Annotated in this window: 14 protein-coding genes, 2 tRNA genes and 1 riboswitch; of the genes, 6 read left to right on the top strand and 10 right to left on the bottom strand. The window is 56.5% G+C overall.

Features of this window, described 5'->3' with window-relative positions:
* Positions 1-306: 306 nt before the first annotated feature.
* The 3 genes from U2949_RS03345 to U2949_RS03335 all read right to left on the bottom strand — a co-directional run bounded on the left by U2949_RS03345 (position 307) and on the right by U2949_RS03335 (position 3,538).
* A complete protein-coding gene (locus tag U2949_RS03345; RefSeq protein WP_026483445.1) occupies positions 307-561 on the bottom strand; it encodes a heavy-metal-associated domain-containing protein in 255 nt (84 codons plus the stop codon).
* Positions 562-807: 246 nt separating this feature from the next.
* Positions 808-2,085 carry an MFS transporter gene (locus tag U2949_RS03340; protein ID WP_035274673.1) on the bottom strand — a complete coding sequence of 426 codons (1,278 nt, stop codon included), beginning with the start codon at positions 2,083-2,085 and terminating at the stop codon, positions 808-810.
* A 70-nt stretch (positions 2,086-2,155) separates the two neighbouring features.
* Positions 2,156-3,538 carry a M20 family metallopeptidase gene (locus U2949_RS03335; protein WP_321286139.1) on the bottom strand — a complete coding sequence of 461 codons (1,383 nt, stop codon included), beginning with the start codon at positions 3,536-3,538 and terminating at the stop codon, positions 2,156-2,158.
* Positions 3,539-3,690: 152 nt separating this feature from the next.
* Here U2949_RS03335 and U2949_RS03330 point away from each other — a divergent pair, with 152 nt between their 5' ends.
* A complete protein-coding gene (locus U2949_RS03330) occupies positions 3,691-4,569 on the top strand; it encodes a LysR family transcriptional regulator (protein WP_321286137.1) in 879 nt (292 codons plus the stop codon).
* 133 nt (positions 4,570-4,702) lie between these two features.
* On the opposite strand, the gene U2949_RS03325 is transcribed toward U2949_RS03330, so the two are convergent.
* Positions 4,703-4,787, bottom strand: a tRNA-Leu gene (locus U2949_RS03325).
* Between the two features lie 153 nt (positions 4,788-4,940).
* Positions 4,941-5,034: riboswitch (SAM-I-IV-variant riboswitch) on the top strand.
* 117 nt (positions 5,035-5,151) lie between these two features.
* Between U2949_RS03325 and U2949_RS03320 the strand changes: the two genes are divergently transcribed.
* Complete coding sequence (locus tag U2949_RS03320) at positions 5,152-5,496, top strand: hypothetical protein (RefSeq protein ID WP_321286136.1); 345 nt, start codon at positions 5,152-5,154, stop codon at positions 5,494-5,496.
* Here the strand turns inward: U2949_RS03320 and U2949_RS03315 are convergent.
* Positions 5,493-6,293, bottom strand: coding sequence for a siderophore-interacting protein (locus U2949_RS03315; RefSeq protein ID WP_321286134.1), 801 nt, complete (start codon positions 6,291-6,293; stop codon positions 5,493-5,495). The genes U2949_RS03320 and U2949_RS03315 overlap by 4 nt on opposite strands.
* 2 nt (positions 6,294-6,295) lie before the next feature.
* Positions 6,296-6,868, bottom strand: coding sequence for a PadR family transcriptional regulator (locus U2949_RS03310; RefSeq protein WP_022983141.1), 573 nt, complete (start codon positions 6,866-6,868; stop codon positions 6,296-6,298).
* 162 nt (positions 6,869-7,030) lie between these two features.
* Here U2949_RS03310 and U2949_RS03305 point away from each other — a divergent pair.
* Positions 7,031-7,115 (top strand) — tRNA-Leu (locus tag U2949_RS03305).
* Between the two features lie 332 nt (positions 7,116-7,447).
* Here the strand turns inward: U2949_RS03305 and U2949_RS03300 are convergent.
* The 3 genes from U2949_RS03300 to U2949_RS03290 form a co-directional block, all read right to left on the bottom strand.
* The gene (locus U2949_RS03300; protein ID WP_086061321.1) at positions 7,448-8,521 is read right to left on the bottom strand and encodes an NAD(P)/FAD-dependent oxidoreductase; all 1,074 of its coding nucleotides are present in this window, start codon (positions 8,519-8,521) and stop codon (positions 7,448-7,450) included.
* 10 nt (positions 8,522-8,531) lie between these two features.
* The gene (gene goxA, locus U2949_RS03295; RefSeq protein ID WP_026483453.1) at positions 8,532-10,511 is read right to left on the bottom strand and encodes a CTQ-dependent glycine oxidase GoxA; all 1,980 of its coding nucleotides are present in this window, start codon (positions 10,509-10,511) and stop codon (positions 8,532-8,534) included.
* A 199-nt stretch (positions 10,512-10,710) separates the two neighbouring features.
* Positions 10,711-11,391, bottom strand: coding sequence for a prepilin peptidase (locus U2949_RS03290; protein WP_407654154.1), 681 nt, complete (start codon positions 11,389-11,391; stop codon positions 10,711-10,713).
* Positions 11,392-11,616: 225 nt separating this feature from the next.
* Here U2949_RS03290 and U2949_RS03285 point away from each other — a divergent pair, with 225 nt between their 5' ends.
* A complete protein-coding gene (locus U2949_RS03285; protein WP_321286130.1) occupies positions 11,617-13,650 on the top strand; it encodes a DUF4139 domain-containing protein in 2,034 nt (677 codons plus the stop codon).
* 8 nt (positions 13,651-13,658) lie between these two features.
* On the opposite strand, the gene U2949_RS03280 is transcribed toward U2949_RS03285, so the two are convergent.
* Positions 13,659-14,534, bottom strand: a complete 876-nt coding sequence (locus tag U2949_RS03280) for a LysR substrate-binding domain-containing protein (protein ID WP_026483456.1) — start codon at positions 14,532-14,534, stop codon at positions 13,659-13,661.
* Between the two features lie 140 nt (positions 14,535-14,674).
* Here U2949_RS03280 and U2949_RS03275 point away from each other — a divergent pair, with 140 nt between their 5' ends.
* A complete protein-coding gene (locus U2949_RS03275; RefSeq protein ID WP_026483457.1) occupies positions 14,675-15,751 on the top strand; it encodes a putative 2-aminoethylphosphonate ABC transporter ATP-binding protein in 1,077 nt (358 codons plus the stop codon).
* A complete protein-coding gene (locus tag U2949_RS03270; RefSeq protein ID WP_321286127.1) occupies positions 15,738-17,546 on the top strand; it encodes a putative 2-aminoethylphosphonate ABC transporter permease subunit in 1,809 nt (602 codons plus the stop codon). Before U2949_RS03275 ends, U2949_RS03270 begins: the two co-directional genes overlap by 14 nt.
* Positions 17,547-17,586: the final 40 nt, after the last annotated feature.

Below are 17,586 nucleotides of genomic sequence, written 5' to 3'. Positions count from 1 at the left end.
CTTTTTTATTTTGTTGCTCCACAAATTTTTTATCCTTCAGCATCAATCCGATTACGTCTGACTGTGGCAGAAAACGAGCAGCAATACGACCCCCTTCTTTTTTAAACACAGCCATTTCCACATAAAGAATCACTACCGCATGATCGGCTGCTTTCTTTACAGGCCTGTGAATACCGCTTGCAGCAAGCACCTGAGGAGCCAAGGCAACACACTCAAAGCAAGACATCGCCTGCCCTGCTTTGTACAGCCATAAAAAAAACCGACTGTGCTTCTACAGTCGGTTTTCAGCCTCAGGATGCAGTAGGTTTAACCGCCGCAGCCACCGCAACATGCACCATCTTCACCATGCGCAGGTTTGGCGATTTGATAGCCGGCCCGCTCGACGGCAGCATGCAAATCTTCCAGCGAGACCTGGGTTTCATCAAAACGAACCGATGCCTTTGCGTTTTCGAACGAGGCATCTGCCGCTTGTACGCCTTCGATAGCCGCCAAGGCAATAGCCACTTTATCGGCGCATTCAGGGTGTTGCAGACCCGCCAGTTTCAGCATTCCAACTTGCATTTTTTATCCCTTTAACATGAGGTGAGGCAGTTGATGAAATCGCCACCGCCCATAAAGATATATATTAAATACATCTTATAAATACGGCAAGCTATCTGAACAAGAGCGGCCCACTAGCTTGGGCGCAGACAAAAAAGCCAGCTTGCCCGCTGACCACAAGCAAACCAGCTGAAAAATTGCTTTGTGGACAGGCCCCTCTACTTGTAAAGGTGCCTGCCTTCATTCCATATATTGCGCAACCCTAACTTACTTCATCCCCAGCTTGCGACTGGCTGCCAGCAAGGCCACGATACTCAACGTCGCGGCCAGAATCAGGTAGTAACTGGGCGCCACCGGAGAGCCGGTCAGTGAAATCAGACCCGTAGCAATCACAGGTGCAAAACCACCAAAGACAGTGACGCCGATGTTGTAGCTCAAGGACATGCCTGTAACACGGGTACGTACCGGAAAGACATCAGCCATCAATCCGGCCAAGGGGGCGAAGTACACGGCCTTGAGCAAAGCCATTAAACCTACAACCAGAATCAGCGCCGTTTGGGTCGCCTCGCTGTTCAACCACATGAAGGACGGGAAGATCACAATCGCATACAGTACAGCAGCGGTAAGCATGATCTTGATCCGACCCACTTTACCGGCGATATAGCCCACCACTGGCGTAGCAATAGTCAGAATCAAGCCTGCTGTTAAGGTTGCCAAGAATCCGGCGGATTGTGGAACATGCAATGTGGTCGCCGCATAGGACGGCATATAAGTAATCAGGTAGTTGGAGGCGGTAGACAAGATCAAGGTGCCCAAAGCAATCAACAGCAAAGCCTTTTGTGAACTCAGTACTTCTCGCACCGGCTGACCGCCCGGCTCACTTTCTTTGAAGTCCGGAGACTCATCCACCGTTTTGCGGATCCAATATCCTACCGGCCCCAGCAACAAGCCGAAGAAGAAGGGAACACGCCACCCCCAATCCAGCATCTGCTGTTCGCTTAAGGTGGACGTCAACACATAGCCAAACAAAGAAGCCAGCACGACACCAAAGCCCTGACTGGCAAACTGCAGACTGGCCACAAATGCGCGAGAGCGTTCTGGAGCATGCTCCATCATGAATGCGGTAGAACTGCCAAATTCGCCCCCTGCCGAAAAACCCTGAATAAAACGCGCAATCAAAATACCGATAGGCGCAATGAGCCCGAGCGTTTCATAACCAGGCATGACCGCAATCATGAACGTGCCCAATAACATCAAGAGGATGGACAGGGACAAGGCTTTCTTGCGTCCGTGTCTGTCCGCATAGGAGCCAATAACAGCGGCTCCAATGGGCCGAATCAGAAATGAAATCCCGAATGTGGCAAAAGCCAGAACCAAAGAGACGGTAGGGTCTGAGCTCGGAAAAAAAACACGACCAATGGTCAGTGCAAAGTAGGCATATACAGCAAGATCAAACCACTCCAAGGTATTCCCCACCACGGACGCGGCAACCGGCTTCCAGAACGAACGCGGTAAAGGCCCCACCGCTTTTTTGGTCTGCTCCATCTTCTATCTCCTCCTGCCCCCGGTGTTTCCGAAGGCAATGCGCCGTTACTTCTGAACGGCGTCTGTTTTTTTAAGTATTCTTGTTCAATTCGCCCAGTTCCCAGAAAACGCTGGTCATGATGTCCAGCCCCTCTTGGATAATGGGAGTCAGCATGTGCTCATTGGGAGCGTGCTGAGAGCAGCCGGGGTAGGAGTGTGGCACCCAGATCGTGGGCAGACCCAGTACATCGGCAAAAATATCGTTGGGTACAGTTCCTGCCAAATTCGGGATCACGGCAATTTTCTGATCCGTCACTTTGCTGATCGCATCCTTGATCAAGGCGATCCACTTGTTGCCCAGATCCAGCCTGGTGGCAGGCATGATCTGGCCCATATGAATACGCACCTGCTCGAAGCCATGCGCATCAAGGTGCTGGCGCAAGGTGCTTTCCAAGCCCTCTATCTGCGTTCCCCGCACAAAACGCAAATTGCAAAAAGCCTGAGCACGAGGCGGGATAGCATTGATTGGTTTTTGCGGATTCCCGGCATCCAGTGCCAGCACTTCCAAGGTGTTCCAGCCAAACAGACGTTCGCCGTAGCTAAGGCCCGGTTCGCCCCAATGCTCATTTAAGACCAGCCCCAAGGTATGCTGACCAATCTCCAAATCTGCAATGGCAGCCAGCACGTCCTCCGGTACGGGGCCTGGCGTCAGTTCGCGACACAACAGCTGTCCTTGAGGCCCCACCAGACAGGCCAGAGCGTTGGCCAGCACCACCGCGGGGTTCTCCATCACCCCGCCCCAATTGCCCGAGTGCAGCCCCCCTTCACGCGAAATCACCTCCAGCGAGAACAGCACAGTGCCACGCGAGCCCAAGAACAAGGTCGGCTGATTGGCGTTCAAGCGCGGGCCGTCCGAGGCCAGAAACAGATCAGCCGACAAGCTCTGTGCATGTTGCTCGCAAAACTCGCGCAAACCGACCGAGCCACGCTCTTCACCCGTCTCAAAGATGGCTTTGAGGTTGAAACCCAAACGCCCATCGCGAGCTTGAATGACCTGTTCCAGTGCGGCCAGATTGATGCTGTGTTGGCCTTTATTGTCCGCCGTCCCCCGGCCGTACCAACGCTCCCCTTCGATCTTCAATTCCCAAGGCGCCAAGCCTTCACGCCATTGATGGTCATGTCCGGGCACCACGTCGCCATGCCCATAGGTCAGAATCGTGGGTAGTTCATCGGATTCATGTCGGTGAGCCAGAAGGATGGGGCCTGCCCCTTTGGGATTGGCCAGGATACGGACCTCAAACCCCAGTTTCACCAAGGAAGGGCCCAGCTCCTGATCCAGGTAGAGCTGCAATTGATCCGCTTTCTCTGCAGTCTGGCTGTCACTTTGAATCGCGACACGACGGCGCAAGTCCTGCTCGAAACCGCCCTCCTCAAAATAGGCGCGCACCCTGGACAAGGCTTTACTTTTTCCCATTTTTGTCTCGTTGTCTTATTGATAGGAAAGAGGACTATAGAATTCGTCTTACCTTCTGTATATTTCTATCTTTAGAATAGAATGAGCTAATTTTTAGAATTCTTAAGTTAAGTCCTAAACTATCGATACGACGGGATTAGCTGAGCAAAATCATGGACTACAAGTACTTTCTGGCGGTGATGGAAACAGGATCACTGGCAGCAGCCAGTGCACGACTGCACATTGCCTCCAGCGCAATCAGCCGGCAAATCAGCCTGTTGGAGGAGTCCATAGGCGTTACGCTGTTCGAACGCAGACGGCGGGGAATGGTACTGACGGCAGCAGGTCAGGCCCTGGCCGAACATGCCCTGCGTGTGCGATTGGAGGAAGAAGCAATCTTGCAAAGCCTGCGGCAGAACGACTATGCCCAGGCACACTTGATACGAGTAGCAGCCACAGAAGGCCTGTCCCGCTATTTTCTACCCATGGTCATGGCTGAGTTTTCCAACCGAACCCCCTTGGCGCGGTTCGTCTTGAAGGTCAGCTCGCCCGATGACTGTGTGCAAATGGTCAGAAGCGGAGAGGTCGATATCGGGGTCATTTTCAGCACGGCCCCGATACCCGACATTGAAGTGAACTACTCCTGCCTTTCACCTATTTTTGCCATCATGCAACCTGGGCACCCCCTGAATGCGGCACGCAGTTTATCCTTGAACCAGCTGCAGCCCTACCCCATTGTGATGCCCGGGGAAGAGCTAACTCAAAAGCAGTTGTTTAATCATGTCTGCCAGATGGAGAAGCTGGTCTTCAACGAGGTCTTTACCTGCAATTACTCGGGAGTACTGCACGAGTTCGTCCGTCGTACCAACGCGATTGCCTTGGGGGCATCGATCAGCCATCGCAGCAGCATGGACCACGGTCTGAAAATCGTTCCCATACTGGACCCCCGCCTGGGCAGGGATCTACAGGTTTTAAGTATGGCAAAGCGGGCACTACCTCAAAGCGTCAACACTTTTCTGCAAGCCTTGATCCGGGAACTGAAGGAAGCTTGAAATAAAACGATGACTGAGCTTTCCTTTAGGTTGGCTGTAACAATGCTCTGCAGCTAGTTGCCCACGCCTCTTTTTGTGAACACACAAAACAAAAAGCCGACCATCTTGCGATGATCGGCTTTTTGAGGAATTTTGGTGCCCAGGAGAGGACTCGAACCTCCACACCCGAAGGCACATGGACCTGAACCATGCGCGTCTACCAATTCCGCCACCTGGGCTCTGACTGCTGGATTTGTTTTTCAACTCGTCTCTGCAAGACAGAAAAGAACTATAACATGATTTTGAAAGAGTGCAAACTATTTCTGCTTTTTTTCATGCCTGACAGAAATAAGCACAGCCCTTGCACTTCATAAGAATCGCTTTTATGCTTATTGCTATATCAAGAGTTGGGGTAACCCATGCCAACCTGTGTACCCGCACAAGGTGGATTCAAGATATGGCCATCTGGCAATCAATGGGATCATCAAGACACGAACCCGCTGCCAGCGGGTTTTTTTATGCTTGGTCGTTTCCAGGCAAAGGGTCCTTTAATCCAACTTGCTCACCCGGAAGTCCCTTCCAAGAGCTAAACAGGAGTGTTTCATGTCTGCACCGTTTTGCTATCACCTGACTTTAGAACAGCACAGCTACCGCATTATTCTGCACCCCGGTTGTTCCCGGCTGGCCGTCGTGTGCGAAGCGCATGCTGACAAGGTCGGAGATTACGAGCCGCGCTGGCTGGGTTCCAGTTGCCGCGGTGGCTATTGGGCCCGCTTCCAGCACGATATTGACAGCACCTTGTTGCTGAACATGGATGCCATTGCTCGCCTGATTGACGAGCACCGTCTGGCTCATCCCGATACGGTGCTGGATACGGATTTACAGCCCGTGTTGAACGTGGGCGGACGCTTGCGTGCCCAGCCCTACACTCAGCAAAAAGCCGCTTAGTCCAAGCGTGGGGCGTCGTCGCCCTGATCGCCTTGACGCCAGTAGCTGCTGGCCCGAATCGCGCCTTTATCCAGGCCGCGTTCTTGCACCCAGTACTCACGCAAGCTTTGAGCGATGGAATATTCTGCTGCGACCCACACATAGCCGGTGCCGCTCAACTCGGGTGCGGCACGCAATGCGTCCAGAATGCCATTCAGACCGGCCAGCGAAGGAATCCAGTTCACCGTGACATGGTCCGGTGCCTCCATCGCACCGACTGTCAGCAGATTACGTGCCAATACGTAAACCTGCACCTTCACATTGGAAGGCAGTTCTTTCACTCGTCGTGCCATGGCAGGCACTGCGGTTTCGTCGCCAATCAGAACTTGCCAGTCCAGGTCCTTGCTGACCAGGAAGGAGCCACGCGGACCGGCCACACCGAGCTTGTCGCCCTCTTTAGCTTGCGTGGCCCATTGGCATGCAGGGCCTTCACCGTGGACCACAAAATCAATATCCATCTCCTTTTCCTGCTCGCGGAACTCGCGAGGAGTGTAGTCGCGGATAGGTGGCTTTTCCTGACCTGCAGCAAAGACCATGCCACGCTCGCCCATTTGAGGCAGTCGCAATTCATTAGTGACAGGGTCCGGGAAAATCAGTTTGACGTGGTCATCAAAACCAGGGGTATGAAAACCTTCCAGATCCGAGCCTTCCAGGGTGATGCGCACCATATCAGGCCCCAGTTCGCGCCGTTTTTTTACGGTCAGCAAACGCAACTTCAAGGTATGAGCAACTTTCTGCGTTAATTGTTCGGACTGCATTCTTAAGACTCCTTGGGCAAGTTCCGTATGTCAGCGATGGCTTTTTCCAAAATGGCCACCACCTCTGCCTGTCGTTCCAGACTGGCTGTCGATTGTTCAAACATGGCCTGCTTCAGGCTGTGGCGTACCTGGACAAACTCCGGCAACCAACCTGTTTGTTCCTGCGCGGCCTTCAAATCCTCGTCGCTATTGTGTTCGGCCAGCATCTGCCGTATCCACACCAGCTTGCGCCCGCGATAGGTCAGGGACTGCATCAGGTAATCGCACTTTTCTTTTTGCTCTTCCAGATACGTGTGCCCTTCCTTGGTCAGGCTGTACATCTTGCGACGGCCTTCTTCTTCAATCAACACCCAGCCTTGCGTGGCGCAATACGCCAGGGCGGGATACACCGCACCTGCGCTGGGAACATAGCTGTTCTGGCTAAGCTGCGCGAAACGGCGGATCAGTTGATAACCGTGAGTACTGCCCTCTTTGAGCAGAGCCATCAGCATGAGCTGCATAGCCCGAGCAGAGTATTTTCGGCCCTGGCCCATATCCAGCAGCATCCGCTCGACATCCATCGTGTTGAATTTCATGTCCATACTCTTATGCTATATCACATGACACAATATAATGATAATGAGAATGCCAATCAACTATAAATTGAAATTAAATTTATTGAGTGGAAAATGCTTGCTTTCCCAAGGAAACTCACTTTATAATTGAATGCTTGAGACGGGCAGCAGCCTTGATCAAAAGCCCAGGTGGCGGAATTGGTAGACGCGCATGGTTCAGGTCCATGTGCCTTCGGGTGTGGAGGTTCGAGTCCTCTCCTGGGCACCACAAATTCCTCAAAAAGCCGATCATCGCAAGATGGTCGGCTTTTTGTTTTTTCCGTCTGAAAGCAAGCAGCTTGCCCCCCCCTGTTTGAAGACGAGGAAGTCAGATACGTAGATCCAATCAGTGTTGATATGACCGCGCCCCTCTTCCAGCAGTACGACCTTCCGAAAGATCAAACTCCTTTTGGACTGAAGGCAGACGGACTCGAAACACCTCCCTGACTTACCCAAGAACAATCAGCCATAAAAAAGCCGAAACAGCATGAGCACTGTTTCGGCTTTTTTGATTCTGGCGGTCTTACAGCAAGCTATTTCGTTGCCCTGCCCTCTTTACCGTCACTCCAAGGCGCGATGACGACGCTGCCAGAAAGGCTGCGCCGCGTAGCGTTGCTCCATGCCATACAGGGCATGTTGGGAATTCAGGTGACGCACCAAGCCCAACAAATAGTCTTTCTCATAAGCACGTGCCGGCTCCGGATTGCCTTGCGTCAGGGCCACGGCAGCTTGTGCCGATTGTGATCCGCTCCACAAGGCCGTTGCCAAGCCATTGGCAGCCAAGGGATCCATGGCCGCACCCGCATCACCGGCACGCAAGATGCGGCCTTCCACGAAGTAAGACACCGTGCAGCTGGCGGCAGCGCTGACTTTAGGAGTGTGATCCGCCATCTGGCTATCCAGACCCAGGCTTTCCATACGCACCCGTGCCGCGTCGGCACAGCCCAGCAAACCGGCCCATACCGAACCATCACGACTCAAGCCATCGGGCAAAAGATCCGAGTCCGAGAACAAGGCCACCATCAAACGATGGCCAGGCATGGGGGACAAATACCACCAACCCAATTCGACGGCTTCCACCAGCGAAGCGGCCAATGGCTCGGCCCCTTCGGGCAAATCAAAGACGTGCCAGGCAGCAACCAGCCTGTCCAGACGATGACGCTCGGCGGCCGCTCCGGCGGACAAGGCGGCACGACCCGTACAATCGATCAAGGCAGCAGCTTCCAGGCTGCTACCATCTGCCAGCCTGGCAATCACACCTTCAGGCTGGTGCTCCAGGCCCAGAACTCGTGTCTGGCGAATACTGACCTTCGCTTCTTTTTGCACGCGCTCAAACAGCGCCTGCTCCAGACGGGCCTTGTCCAGCAGATAGCCCTGCCCGTCCTCATCCTGCACGGTACGCAATCCTGCGCCACCCCATACCGAAAAACGCCCTTGTGAACGCAAGGCCACCGTCTCATCCAGACAGCTTGCCCAGCCCAGACTGGTCAAGACCACGGCCCCGCGTTCGGACAAGGTCTCCCCAAACGAGGGCTGGGGCTCCTGAGGAGCCACCAGCGTCACTTCCTGACCTTGCATACTCAGGCGACGCGCCGCCGCTAAACCCGCCACACCGGCGCCAACAACAATAATCATGCCTTCATCCTCAGGTTCCCGTCTGCTTTGTCAGCGGGACAATGTCCATGGAACCGCGTTGTACTTCCACATACAGCTCGGGCGGAACTCCCGCCAGCCCGACTGGCCCCGGACGTTTTACCACGACTCCCATACGAGTCCAAAGCTCGATCATGCGGCGCAGGCCATCGGTGTAACCCGCTTCCACGTGCAAGCCGATCCCCGAAGCACCTCGCGCCCAAGGCACACGGCTGTGATAGAAACGCAGACGCTCTTCCACGCTTAAATCCTTGTCCATCAATTGCGTGTAAAAAGCTTCAGGCAAGACATCGACCGGCAAGAGAGCTGGCCACCAGATAGGCGTGGGAAAACTGTCTGCCGTTTGCACAGCCTGACAACTGAAAGCATCCCCTTGCCATGGCACACCCATCCAGCGCGTCAGATCGCCCGGTGCTTGTGGACCGATAGGTGCCCCCTTTTCATCCTGGTCAGTCATATTCGGATTGCCCGCAAAGACATTGACCGGATTGAGCTGATAGCCCATGTCCTGCACCAAATTCTTGCGTGGCGACAAGGCCAGACGGAACGGCAAGCGGGTTTGGTCCTTGCCCTGGAACAGTTCGGGATGACGAATAGGCCAGGTAATTTCCACACCAGGGTGGAAGGCCCCGCCCGAGCAGGCGTCCAGAGCGGCCCGGGTCAAGGCCTCAGGTTGCAGCTCCAGCGGAATGTTATCCAGGGAGGTGTAGGCATCCATCTTCGCGTCGTGGAAATCGTTGTCGAACTTGCCTTGTGCCCACAAACTCAGAATGTTGTATTGCGTGTTGGTCAGCGTCAGCCAGGAGTGTGGACTGTCGGGATAGTTCACGCCGTCACCCAGCATCAAGGGCAAGGCATGGGCGCGGGTATCGTCACCCCCGGGGCGTCGGAAAGCTTCCAGCACACGCTGTCGTTGCGCGCGAGCCTGCTCGCCCGGTTCGGCCAAGGCTGCCAGGGTGTCCGGGTCCGACAAGTCGCCCACTTTCTGCCAGGCCGTGCCCAGGAAGGTGGCGCTGGCGACCCATTGCATCTGACCACTGCGGCGCAAGATAGGCAGCACATCGCGCCGGAAAGAAACCTTGTCGCTGGGTTCGGCTAGTTGGCCCAGGGAAATCATGGCTTCACGCGCCGCATCGTAGAGCGTGACAATGGGCTCCATTTGCGGGGCAAACTTGGGGCCGCAAGATACGACCCAGGCCGGTTCGCACTCCAGGGTTTTGCCGTCGATCTGCACCGTGGCTTTCACCCAGCCGTCGCACCAGTCATCGTGCCAGCCGTCGTTATTGGTGAAGTCCCGCACCGGGTTTTGTTCAATCGCTGTGCGCGAGACCCCGTCAGCGGGGAACACCAGCAAACGCCCTGCTTCGTCTGTGCGCAAATGCCCCAAAGGCACATCCAGGCTTTGCCAGAAACGTCCCTGCATGCGGTAGGCGGTATCGGCACCATCGGTATTTGTCGACTTGCCTTCAATGGAAACCGGGCCGGGATCAATCACCAGCATGTCGCGCCGCTTGTCGCCAGCAATAAAGGGATTGCGTTGAGCGCCGGGCACTCCGGGGGCGGCATCACCCCGGTCCATGGCGTTTACAAAACCGTACCAGGCCGCTTTGGTATTGGCGACGTGCACCGTCCACTTGGGGTTGAAGCTGGCGTCCAGCTCACGCACGACCCGCCCCTGATCGTCATAGCCATATAAACGAAAGCGCTGCGCCTGCTTCTTGATGCGACCTTGCGCATCCTTGAAGCCGCCCTTTGGCTCATCCATCAAACCAGGCACTTCAGGGGCATAAAACCATTCACTGGCATTGCCGACCCGTGCAAAGCCGATAGCCGGAAAAATGGCCACCCGGGCAATTTTAGCTCCTTTGGGCGCCAGCTCCTGAGCCTGCAACGGCGAGATGGCAGATTTAAACCAGATAGGTGAGCTCAGGCTGGCCGCAGCGGCACTGAACAAGAAATCGCGACGTTTCATAATGGTCCCCTTCGATCATCGCTATGGAGTCGACGTATCGGTGCGCGTAAACGTGATGGCAAGAAACAGAATCAAGAAGGGCCGGAGGCGTCTGGGCAGACTGTTCCTGAACCGGCTGTTCTGCTTCCCGCCACTATGACAGCAGAGGAAAAGCCGCAGTAATTTTTTTTAATAATTGTTGAAAATCTGAGACATATTTTTACAGAATGCGAGGCAGGGAAAACAGCATGACCCAGCCCCCCAGGACCAGATACGGACCAAAGTGAATGGCCTGCCCGGCCTGCAAACGCCCACCAAGGCGCAAGACCAGAGCCGCCAGCAAGCCCAATACCGATGCCGCCAGAAGAATTCCCGGCAAGGCGGTGGCCCCCAGCCAGGCTCCCAAAGCAGCCAGCAACTTGAAGTCGCCATAGCCCATGCCTGCACGCCCGGTCAGCAACAAGAACACATGGTTTAACAGCCACAGCAAGCTGTAGCCCAATGCCGCGCCAATCACCGCCAAGGGCAAGCTGCTAAAGGTGTGATCCAGATTGACCAGCAAACCCAGCCACAGCAAGGGCAAGGTGAGGCGATCAGGTAAATAGCCGGTTTCCGCGTCAATCCAGGCCAAGAGAGCAGTACCGGCGATAAACACACAGGCCGCCACTGCTGCAGGCGTCAACTGCCAGCGCCAACCGGCCCACAACATCAGGACCAGGGCTAGACTCTGGCATACCCATCCCCATTGACGATGAGCACGCGGCGAACGCCCGTCCAACTCAGGCTCCAGCTCTACAGGCAGGCTCCAGGACAGGTGTCGGGCTGGCCAGAAAAAACAGACCGCCAAGATCAGAGCAAGCCCCATTCCCGCCCAGGCATTGCCCCACGACGTCCACATCATATTGATCCTTCACCAGATTGATAAACGCGCGCTGGCACAAGCCACGCTGCCCAAATCCTAGCAGAGCCTTGCGTGCTTTTGATGACGTAAGCATTTTTTGCTCCAGGGGGAGCAAAGCGGGATCATGGCATTTTTTTGTTACCCGAATGACAGACAGAGCCCGGCAAGGCTAGGCATAATGCGCTTCAACCCTTTGTTTCGCTTACGGATGAATAAGGAAGCGCTATGAACCACTTTGTGCCCCACGCTGCGCGTACGCCTCGCCTGCGCTTTTTGACCGGCGCCTTGCTCCTGGTCTGGATGGGCTCGGCAGCCAGTACCGCCTGGGCCCAGCAGATCGAGTCCATTACCTTATCCAGTGCCGGTATGGCCGAGATCGAGCGACAAATCCCCATCTCTGACGCCGGCACTGCTCAGTTGCGTGTGCCTCTGACCCAGGTTGATGACATTCTGAAAACCCTGATGGCCGTTGATGGCAAGAACCGCATCGACTCCCTGACCCTGTCGGGTCTGGCCCCACTGAAAGAGAGCTTTGACAGCCTGCCCTTCTCGGCCAAAGACCTGCGCTCGCCCGCTACCCTGGCACAAGCGCTGCGCGGCCAGCAAGTCAGCGCCAGCTCGCAAGGTCGCCTGGTGCGGGGTGCCGTCCTGGGAGTGCAAGCGACTGCGGCCACCAAAGAACATCCCGCCCAGGCCATCTTGAGCGTGCTGACAGAACAGGGCCAGATCCAAACCCTGGAATTGGGCCCGGACACCAGCCTGGAAGTACTGGACAAGACCTTGCAACAGCAATTGCAGCAGGCCACCGAAGTGCTGGCCGGTCAAAGCAATCAGCAGTCGCGTGATATTCAACTGGTCTTGAACAAGACCGACACCAAAACAGCCCGCCTGTCCTACCTGATTCCTGCACCGGTATGGAAAAGCTCCTATCGCCTGATGATGCAGGACGGCAAAGCCCGCCTGCAGGCCTGGGCCATTTTTGAGAACACCAGCGGTGAGGACTGGAAAGATGTGAAGGTCACGTTAAGCTCAGGCTCACCTGTGATGCTGCGCCAGCGTCTGCTGGAGCGTTACTGGAACGAGCGCCCTGAGCTGCCGGTGGCGGTAGGTAGCTCCATCGCGCCGCAAGCCGACACTCAAGCCACTGTCAGCGCCAATCACGCCCGCAAAGCAGCAGGTGAGGCCATGCGGGCTCGCATGGCTCCAGCCGCCCCCGCCCCCATCATGATGGAAAGCGCCGCTTATGCGGCCGATGCCAGCATGGCCAAGCAGTGGGCTTCGGGCGGCGCCGGTGCCAGCGCCCAGGCACAGGAAGGTCAGACTCAAGTGCGCTTCAGCCTGCCACAAACGCTAAGCGTACCCACCGGCCAGACCGTTTCGGTGCCCTTTATCGACACGTCCCTGCAAGCGGAAGCCCTTTCGGTTTACCGCAGCGGTCAAGCTGGCAACTACCCCACAGCCGCCATCTGGGTGAAGAACGAACAGGCCAATAGCCTGCCGCCCGGCATTATTACCGTCTTTAATGAACAGGACGGTCACGTGGGTGATGCAGAGCTGGCCGGTCTGCCTGCTGGCGAGCAGCGCTTGATCTACTTTGCCCAAGACAGCAAAGTTCAAATCCGCGAAGAGCAAACGGATGAATACCGCCTGAGCAAAACCCGTGTGACTGATGGCGTTGCCCGTTCGGAATGGACGCGCTTGCAGAACTTCCGCTACGAGATCAAGGGTCCAGCCGATGAAGATCGCACCGTGCTGATCCAGTTGCCCCGTCAGGACGGCTGGACCTTCAAGTCCGACGCACATGATAGCGATACCGCCCAGGAGCACCGCCTGAAAGTGAAAGTTGCCAAGGGCAAGACGGTCACCGTGACGGCCCAACTGAGCCTGCAAGACCATATGGAATTGCGCCTGGAAGAAATCGACGAGAACATGCTGCTGCAGTGGCGTGGAAACGGCCAGGACAGCGCGCAACAAGCCAGGATGGACAAGCTGATCGAGCTGCGTCGTCAGCTGAGTCAGGCCCAGCAAGCGCAGAATCAGGCTGTTGAGTCCCTGAACGAAACCGTGGCTGAACAGGAACGCATCCGCGCCAACCTGGCTGCCGTCAGTGCACAAAGCACTTTGGGTCAGCGTTTCAGCGAGCAACTGGCCCAGCAGGAAGACCAGATAGCCAGCCAGCGCAAAGCCGTTCAGGAACAGCGCGACGCTGTACAGAAGGCCCGTCAGGCTTTTGAGAAAGGTCTGGCCGAACTGGCTTGATCCTGGCCTTATGCAGGTGCAGGCAGCTCGGCCTGCACCTGCTCCAGAAACGCGCGTATGGCATGGCCCTGCGCGCGTTCTTTCAAGCAATACACAAACTCGCTCAAATGAGCCGACACATCACTAAGTGGCAGGCTGATAATGTCCGGATGCGCAGGCACTTCACGCAAGGGTAGCAAACTGGCCCCCATGCCGCACACCACTCCCCACCCTATCGCCTCCCGGCTCCCTATCTCCAGCAACTGCGTCGGCTCCTGCCCCGCCTGTTGGAACACTTGATAGCATAGCTCCCGTGTCATGGACCCAGGCTCACGCATCAGAATGGGATGGCGGCACAGGTCCACAATACGCACACGCTGCCGGTTAGCCAAAGGATGATCCACTCGCAATACGGCCACCAAGGGATCAGAGGCCAGCAGCAGACGCACCAGACGCGGATCATCAACCAGCGCCGAGGACGCAATCACATCCAGTTGATAGTCATGCAAGGCACTCAAGACCCGTTGCGAATTATCAATGCTCAAACGCATCTTCACGCCGGGATAAGCCTGATGGAAATTCCGTAATACAGCCATGATGTAATACGGCCCGGTCGCGCCCACCCGCAACATGCCACTTTTCAGATCGCGCAGATCACGCAAACTGAAATCAATCTGGGCAGCTTGCTGCATCAGTTGCTCGACTTGGGGCAAGAGGCGTTCCCCTTGCTGGCTCAAGTACACCCCCTTGCCTTGCCTATAGAACAGCTCCACGCCATAACGGGTTTCCAGCTGTCGCAGATGCGAGGTCACGGTGGGCTGGCTGATCCCCAATTGCTGGGCAGCCTTGGTAATAGAGCCACAATGGGCCGTGGCGTGAAAGGACTTCAGTTCCAGAGCCAGCATGCTGCCGCTCTCCTCGGGGAAGAATCAAAGCCCAAATTATCCGATGCTCGTATTACAGAAATTAGTTGTACTGTCATAGTGCCGCCATATCCGACTCCCATACTGACGTTCATGACATTCATGACAAGTCGGAACCCAGGATGAGCGCCAAGCCCGCATTTTTAACCATACAAGGACTGCACAAGCAGTTCGGCTCCTTTACTGCCCTGGACCAGGTCAGCCTGGATATACAAGCCGGTGAACTGGTGTGTTTGCTGGGCCCCTCGGGCTGTGGCAAAACCACCTTGCTGCGATGCATTGCCGGGCTGCAACAAGCCGATCAAGGCATCATCGTGATGGCGGGCCGTGACATTACTCACCTGCCTCCTCAACAGCGTGATTACGGCATTCTGTTTCAGTCCTACGCCCTGTTCCCCAACCTGACCGTGGCCCAGAACATTGCCTACGGCCTGTCGCCCCGCAAGAACCTGGCCGCCCAAGTGCGTCAACGCGTCTCCGAGATGCTGGATCTGGTCGGCCTGTCCGGTTCGGAAAACAAGTACCCGGCACAACTGTCGGGCGGTCAGCAGCAGCGTGTGGCCCTGGCTCGTGCACTGGCCCCCTCACCCTCCTTGCTCTTGCTGGACGAACCCATGTCGGCGCTGGATGCCCAGGTGCGCGAGCGTCTGCGTATCGAGCTGCGTGCGCTGCAAAAGCAACTGTCCATCACCACCTTGATGGTGACGCACGATCAGGAAGAAGCCATGGTCATGGCGGACCGTATCGCCGTGATGGAAAAGGGCCGACTGGTGCAATTTGATCGTCCCCAGGCTTTGTACCGAGCACCTTCTGATCCATTTGTGGCGGGCTTTATCGGTGAAGCCAACTGGCTGCCCTTTACGCCCTTGCACGATTGCTCGGTGCTGGTCGAGCGCGTTCGTCTGGACTTGGGCCAGGAAGCGCCTACTGCAGCAGGACGTCTTTTCATCCGCCCTGAAAACATTCGGGTACTGGATAACAGCAGCCCGGCCACCACGACCAATACCTTTTTGGCCGACATCGTGGACGGCGTGTTTTTGGGCCGTCACTACAAGCTGATTCTGCGCCCCGAAGGCATGGACGGGCTCACTGTCCAGGCCATCGTCAACCCCGAACAAGGGGATCGCTTGCTTGACCCCTTGGCCGCACGTCGCTGCCGCATTCAGCTTCCCAGCGAGGCGCTGCATGCCCACCATTGATTCCACACCACAGCCTGGCGCGGCGTCCCTGCGCTCCACCAGCCTGTATGGCCTGCCCGTTGCTGAAACTAGCGTGAAGAACCATCCCCTGACCCGTCCCGTTTTGCCTGTCTGGCTAGGCTCGACGGCGCGACGCGCTTTATTGATTGCTCTGTTTGCCCTGCTGGTTCTGTTCCTGGCCCTGCCCATGCTGTTCATCTTGCTGCGCGCCATTCAGGACGGCGACGGGCAACTGGTGGGTTTGGGTCAGTTCTGGTCGGTGATCAGCGCCCCGGGCTTCATGTCCATGGTGGGCCGCAGCATTCTGGTGGGCGTGACCACCTTGCTGATCGTGATCCCCGCCGCCTACGCATTCGCCTTTGCCCTGCAACGCTGCTGCATACGCGGTGCCGGACTATTTCGTGCGCTTGGCCTTTTGCCCTTGCTGGCCCCATCGCTGATGCCAGGCCTGTCCCTGATCTACCTGTTTGGCAATCAAGGTTTGCTGCGTCACTGGTTGGGCGGTGAAACGATTTATGGTTTCTGGGGCATTGTGCTGGGCGAAGCCTTCTACACCTTCCCCCACGCCCTGATGATTCTCAGTACCGGTCTGGCCCTGGCCGATGCTCGTCTGTATGACGCTGCCCGCGCCATGGGTGCCAACTCCTGGCGTCGCTTCCTGACGGTAACCCTGCCCGCCAGCCGCTATGCCGTTTTTTCCGCCGCTTGCCTGGTCTTTACTCTGACCGTCACCGACTTTGGTGTGCCCAAAGTTGTGGGCGGTTCCTACAACGTGCTGGCCATGGAAGCCTATAAAGCCGTGGTCGGTCAGTTGCAGTTTTCCAAAGGCGCGGCCATTGGCGTGCTGCTGCTGATTCCCGCTGTGCTGACCTTCTTTCTGGACCGTCATCTGCGTGCTCGTGCCAGCGGTCAGGCTCAAGGCTCGCTCAGTGCCTACTCGCCCCTGCCACACCGTCAGCGCGACCGTTACTTCACTCTCGTTCTGGTACTGGTATCCCTGGCCATTCTGAGCATTGTGGGCATGGCGGTGTGGGCGTCCCTGATCAAGTTCTGGCCTTACAACCTGAGCCTGTCCCTGAAGTCCTACGACTTCAACAATATGGACGGTGGCGGCTGGCTGGCCTGGCGCAACAGCCTGACCATGGCCTTGCTTACCGCCATTCTGGGTTCGGCCCTGATCTTTCTGGGTGCCTGGGTACTGGAGAAACTGCCTGCCCGTGGTCAGTCCGAAAAAGGCTTGTACGGCGTGCTGCAAATGCTGGCGCTGGCCCCCATGGCCATTCCCGGTCTGGTGCTGGGCCTGGGCTACATCTTCTTTTTCAATCACCCCAACAACCCCTTGTCCGGTCTGTACGGCTCCATGAGCTTGCTGGTCCTGTGCACGGTGATTCACCTGTACACCAGTGCCCACCTGAACTTTGTGACGGCCCTGAAAGCCATTCCTGGCGAACTGGAAGCCGCTGCCGCCTCCCTGAAGGCTCCGCGTCTGTCCACCTTGATGGGTGTCACCGTGCCGTTATGTCTGCCTGCCTTGCTGTCGGTGGCGCGCTACCTGTTCGTCTCGGCCATGACCACCGTGTCTGCCGTGGTGTTTCTGTACAGCCCGCAAACCGTGCTGGCCTCGGTAGCGGTCATGAATATGGACGACGCCGGCTTTATCGGCCCGGCCGCCGCCATGTGCACGGTCATCATGCTCAGCTCCGGCTTTGTATGCGTCCTGGTTCACGTTCTGAGCCGCGCTTCCTTGCGCCGCAGCCAGGCCTGGCGCTCCCCTTCTTCTCTTTCCTCAACCTGATAGGACCGCAATGTCATCCCCAACTTGCGCGAATACATCG

This window comes from Alcaligenes phenolicus (assembly GCF_032063905.1).
Lineage (GTDB): Bacteria > Pseudomonadota > Gammaproteobacteria > Burkholderiales > Burkholderiaceae_B > Alcaligenes > Alcaligenes phenolicus.
This window is presented reverse-complemented; position numbering and strand designations above follow the sequence as displayed.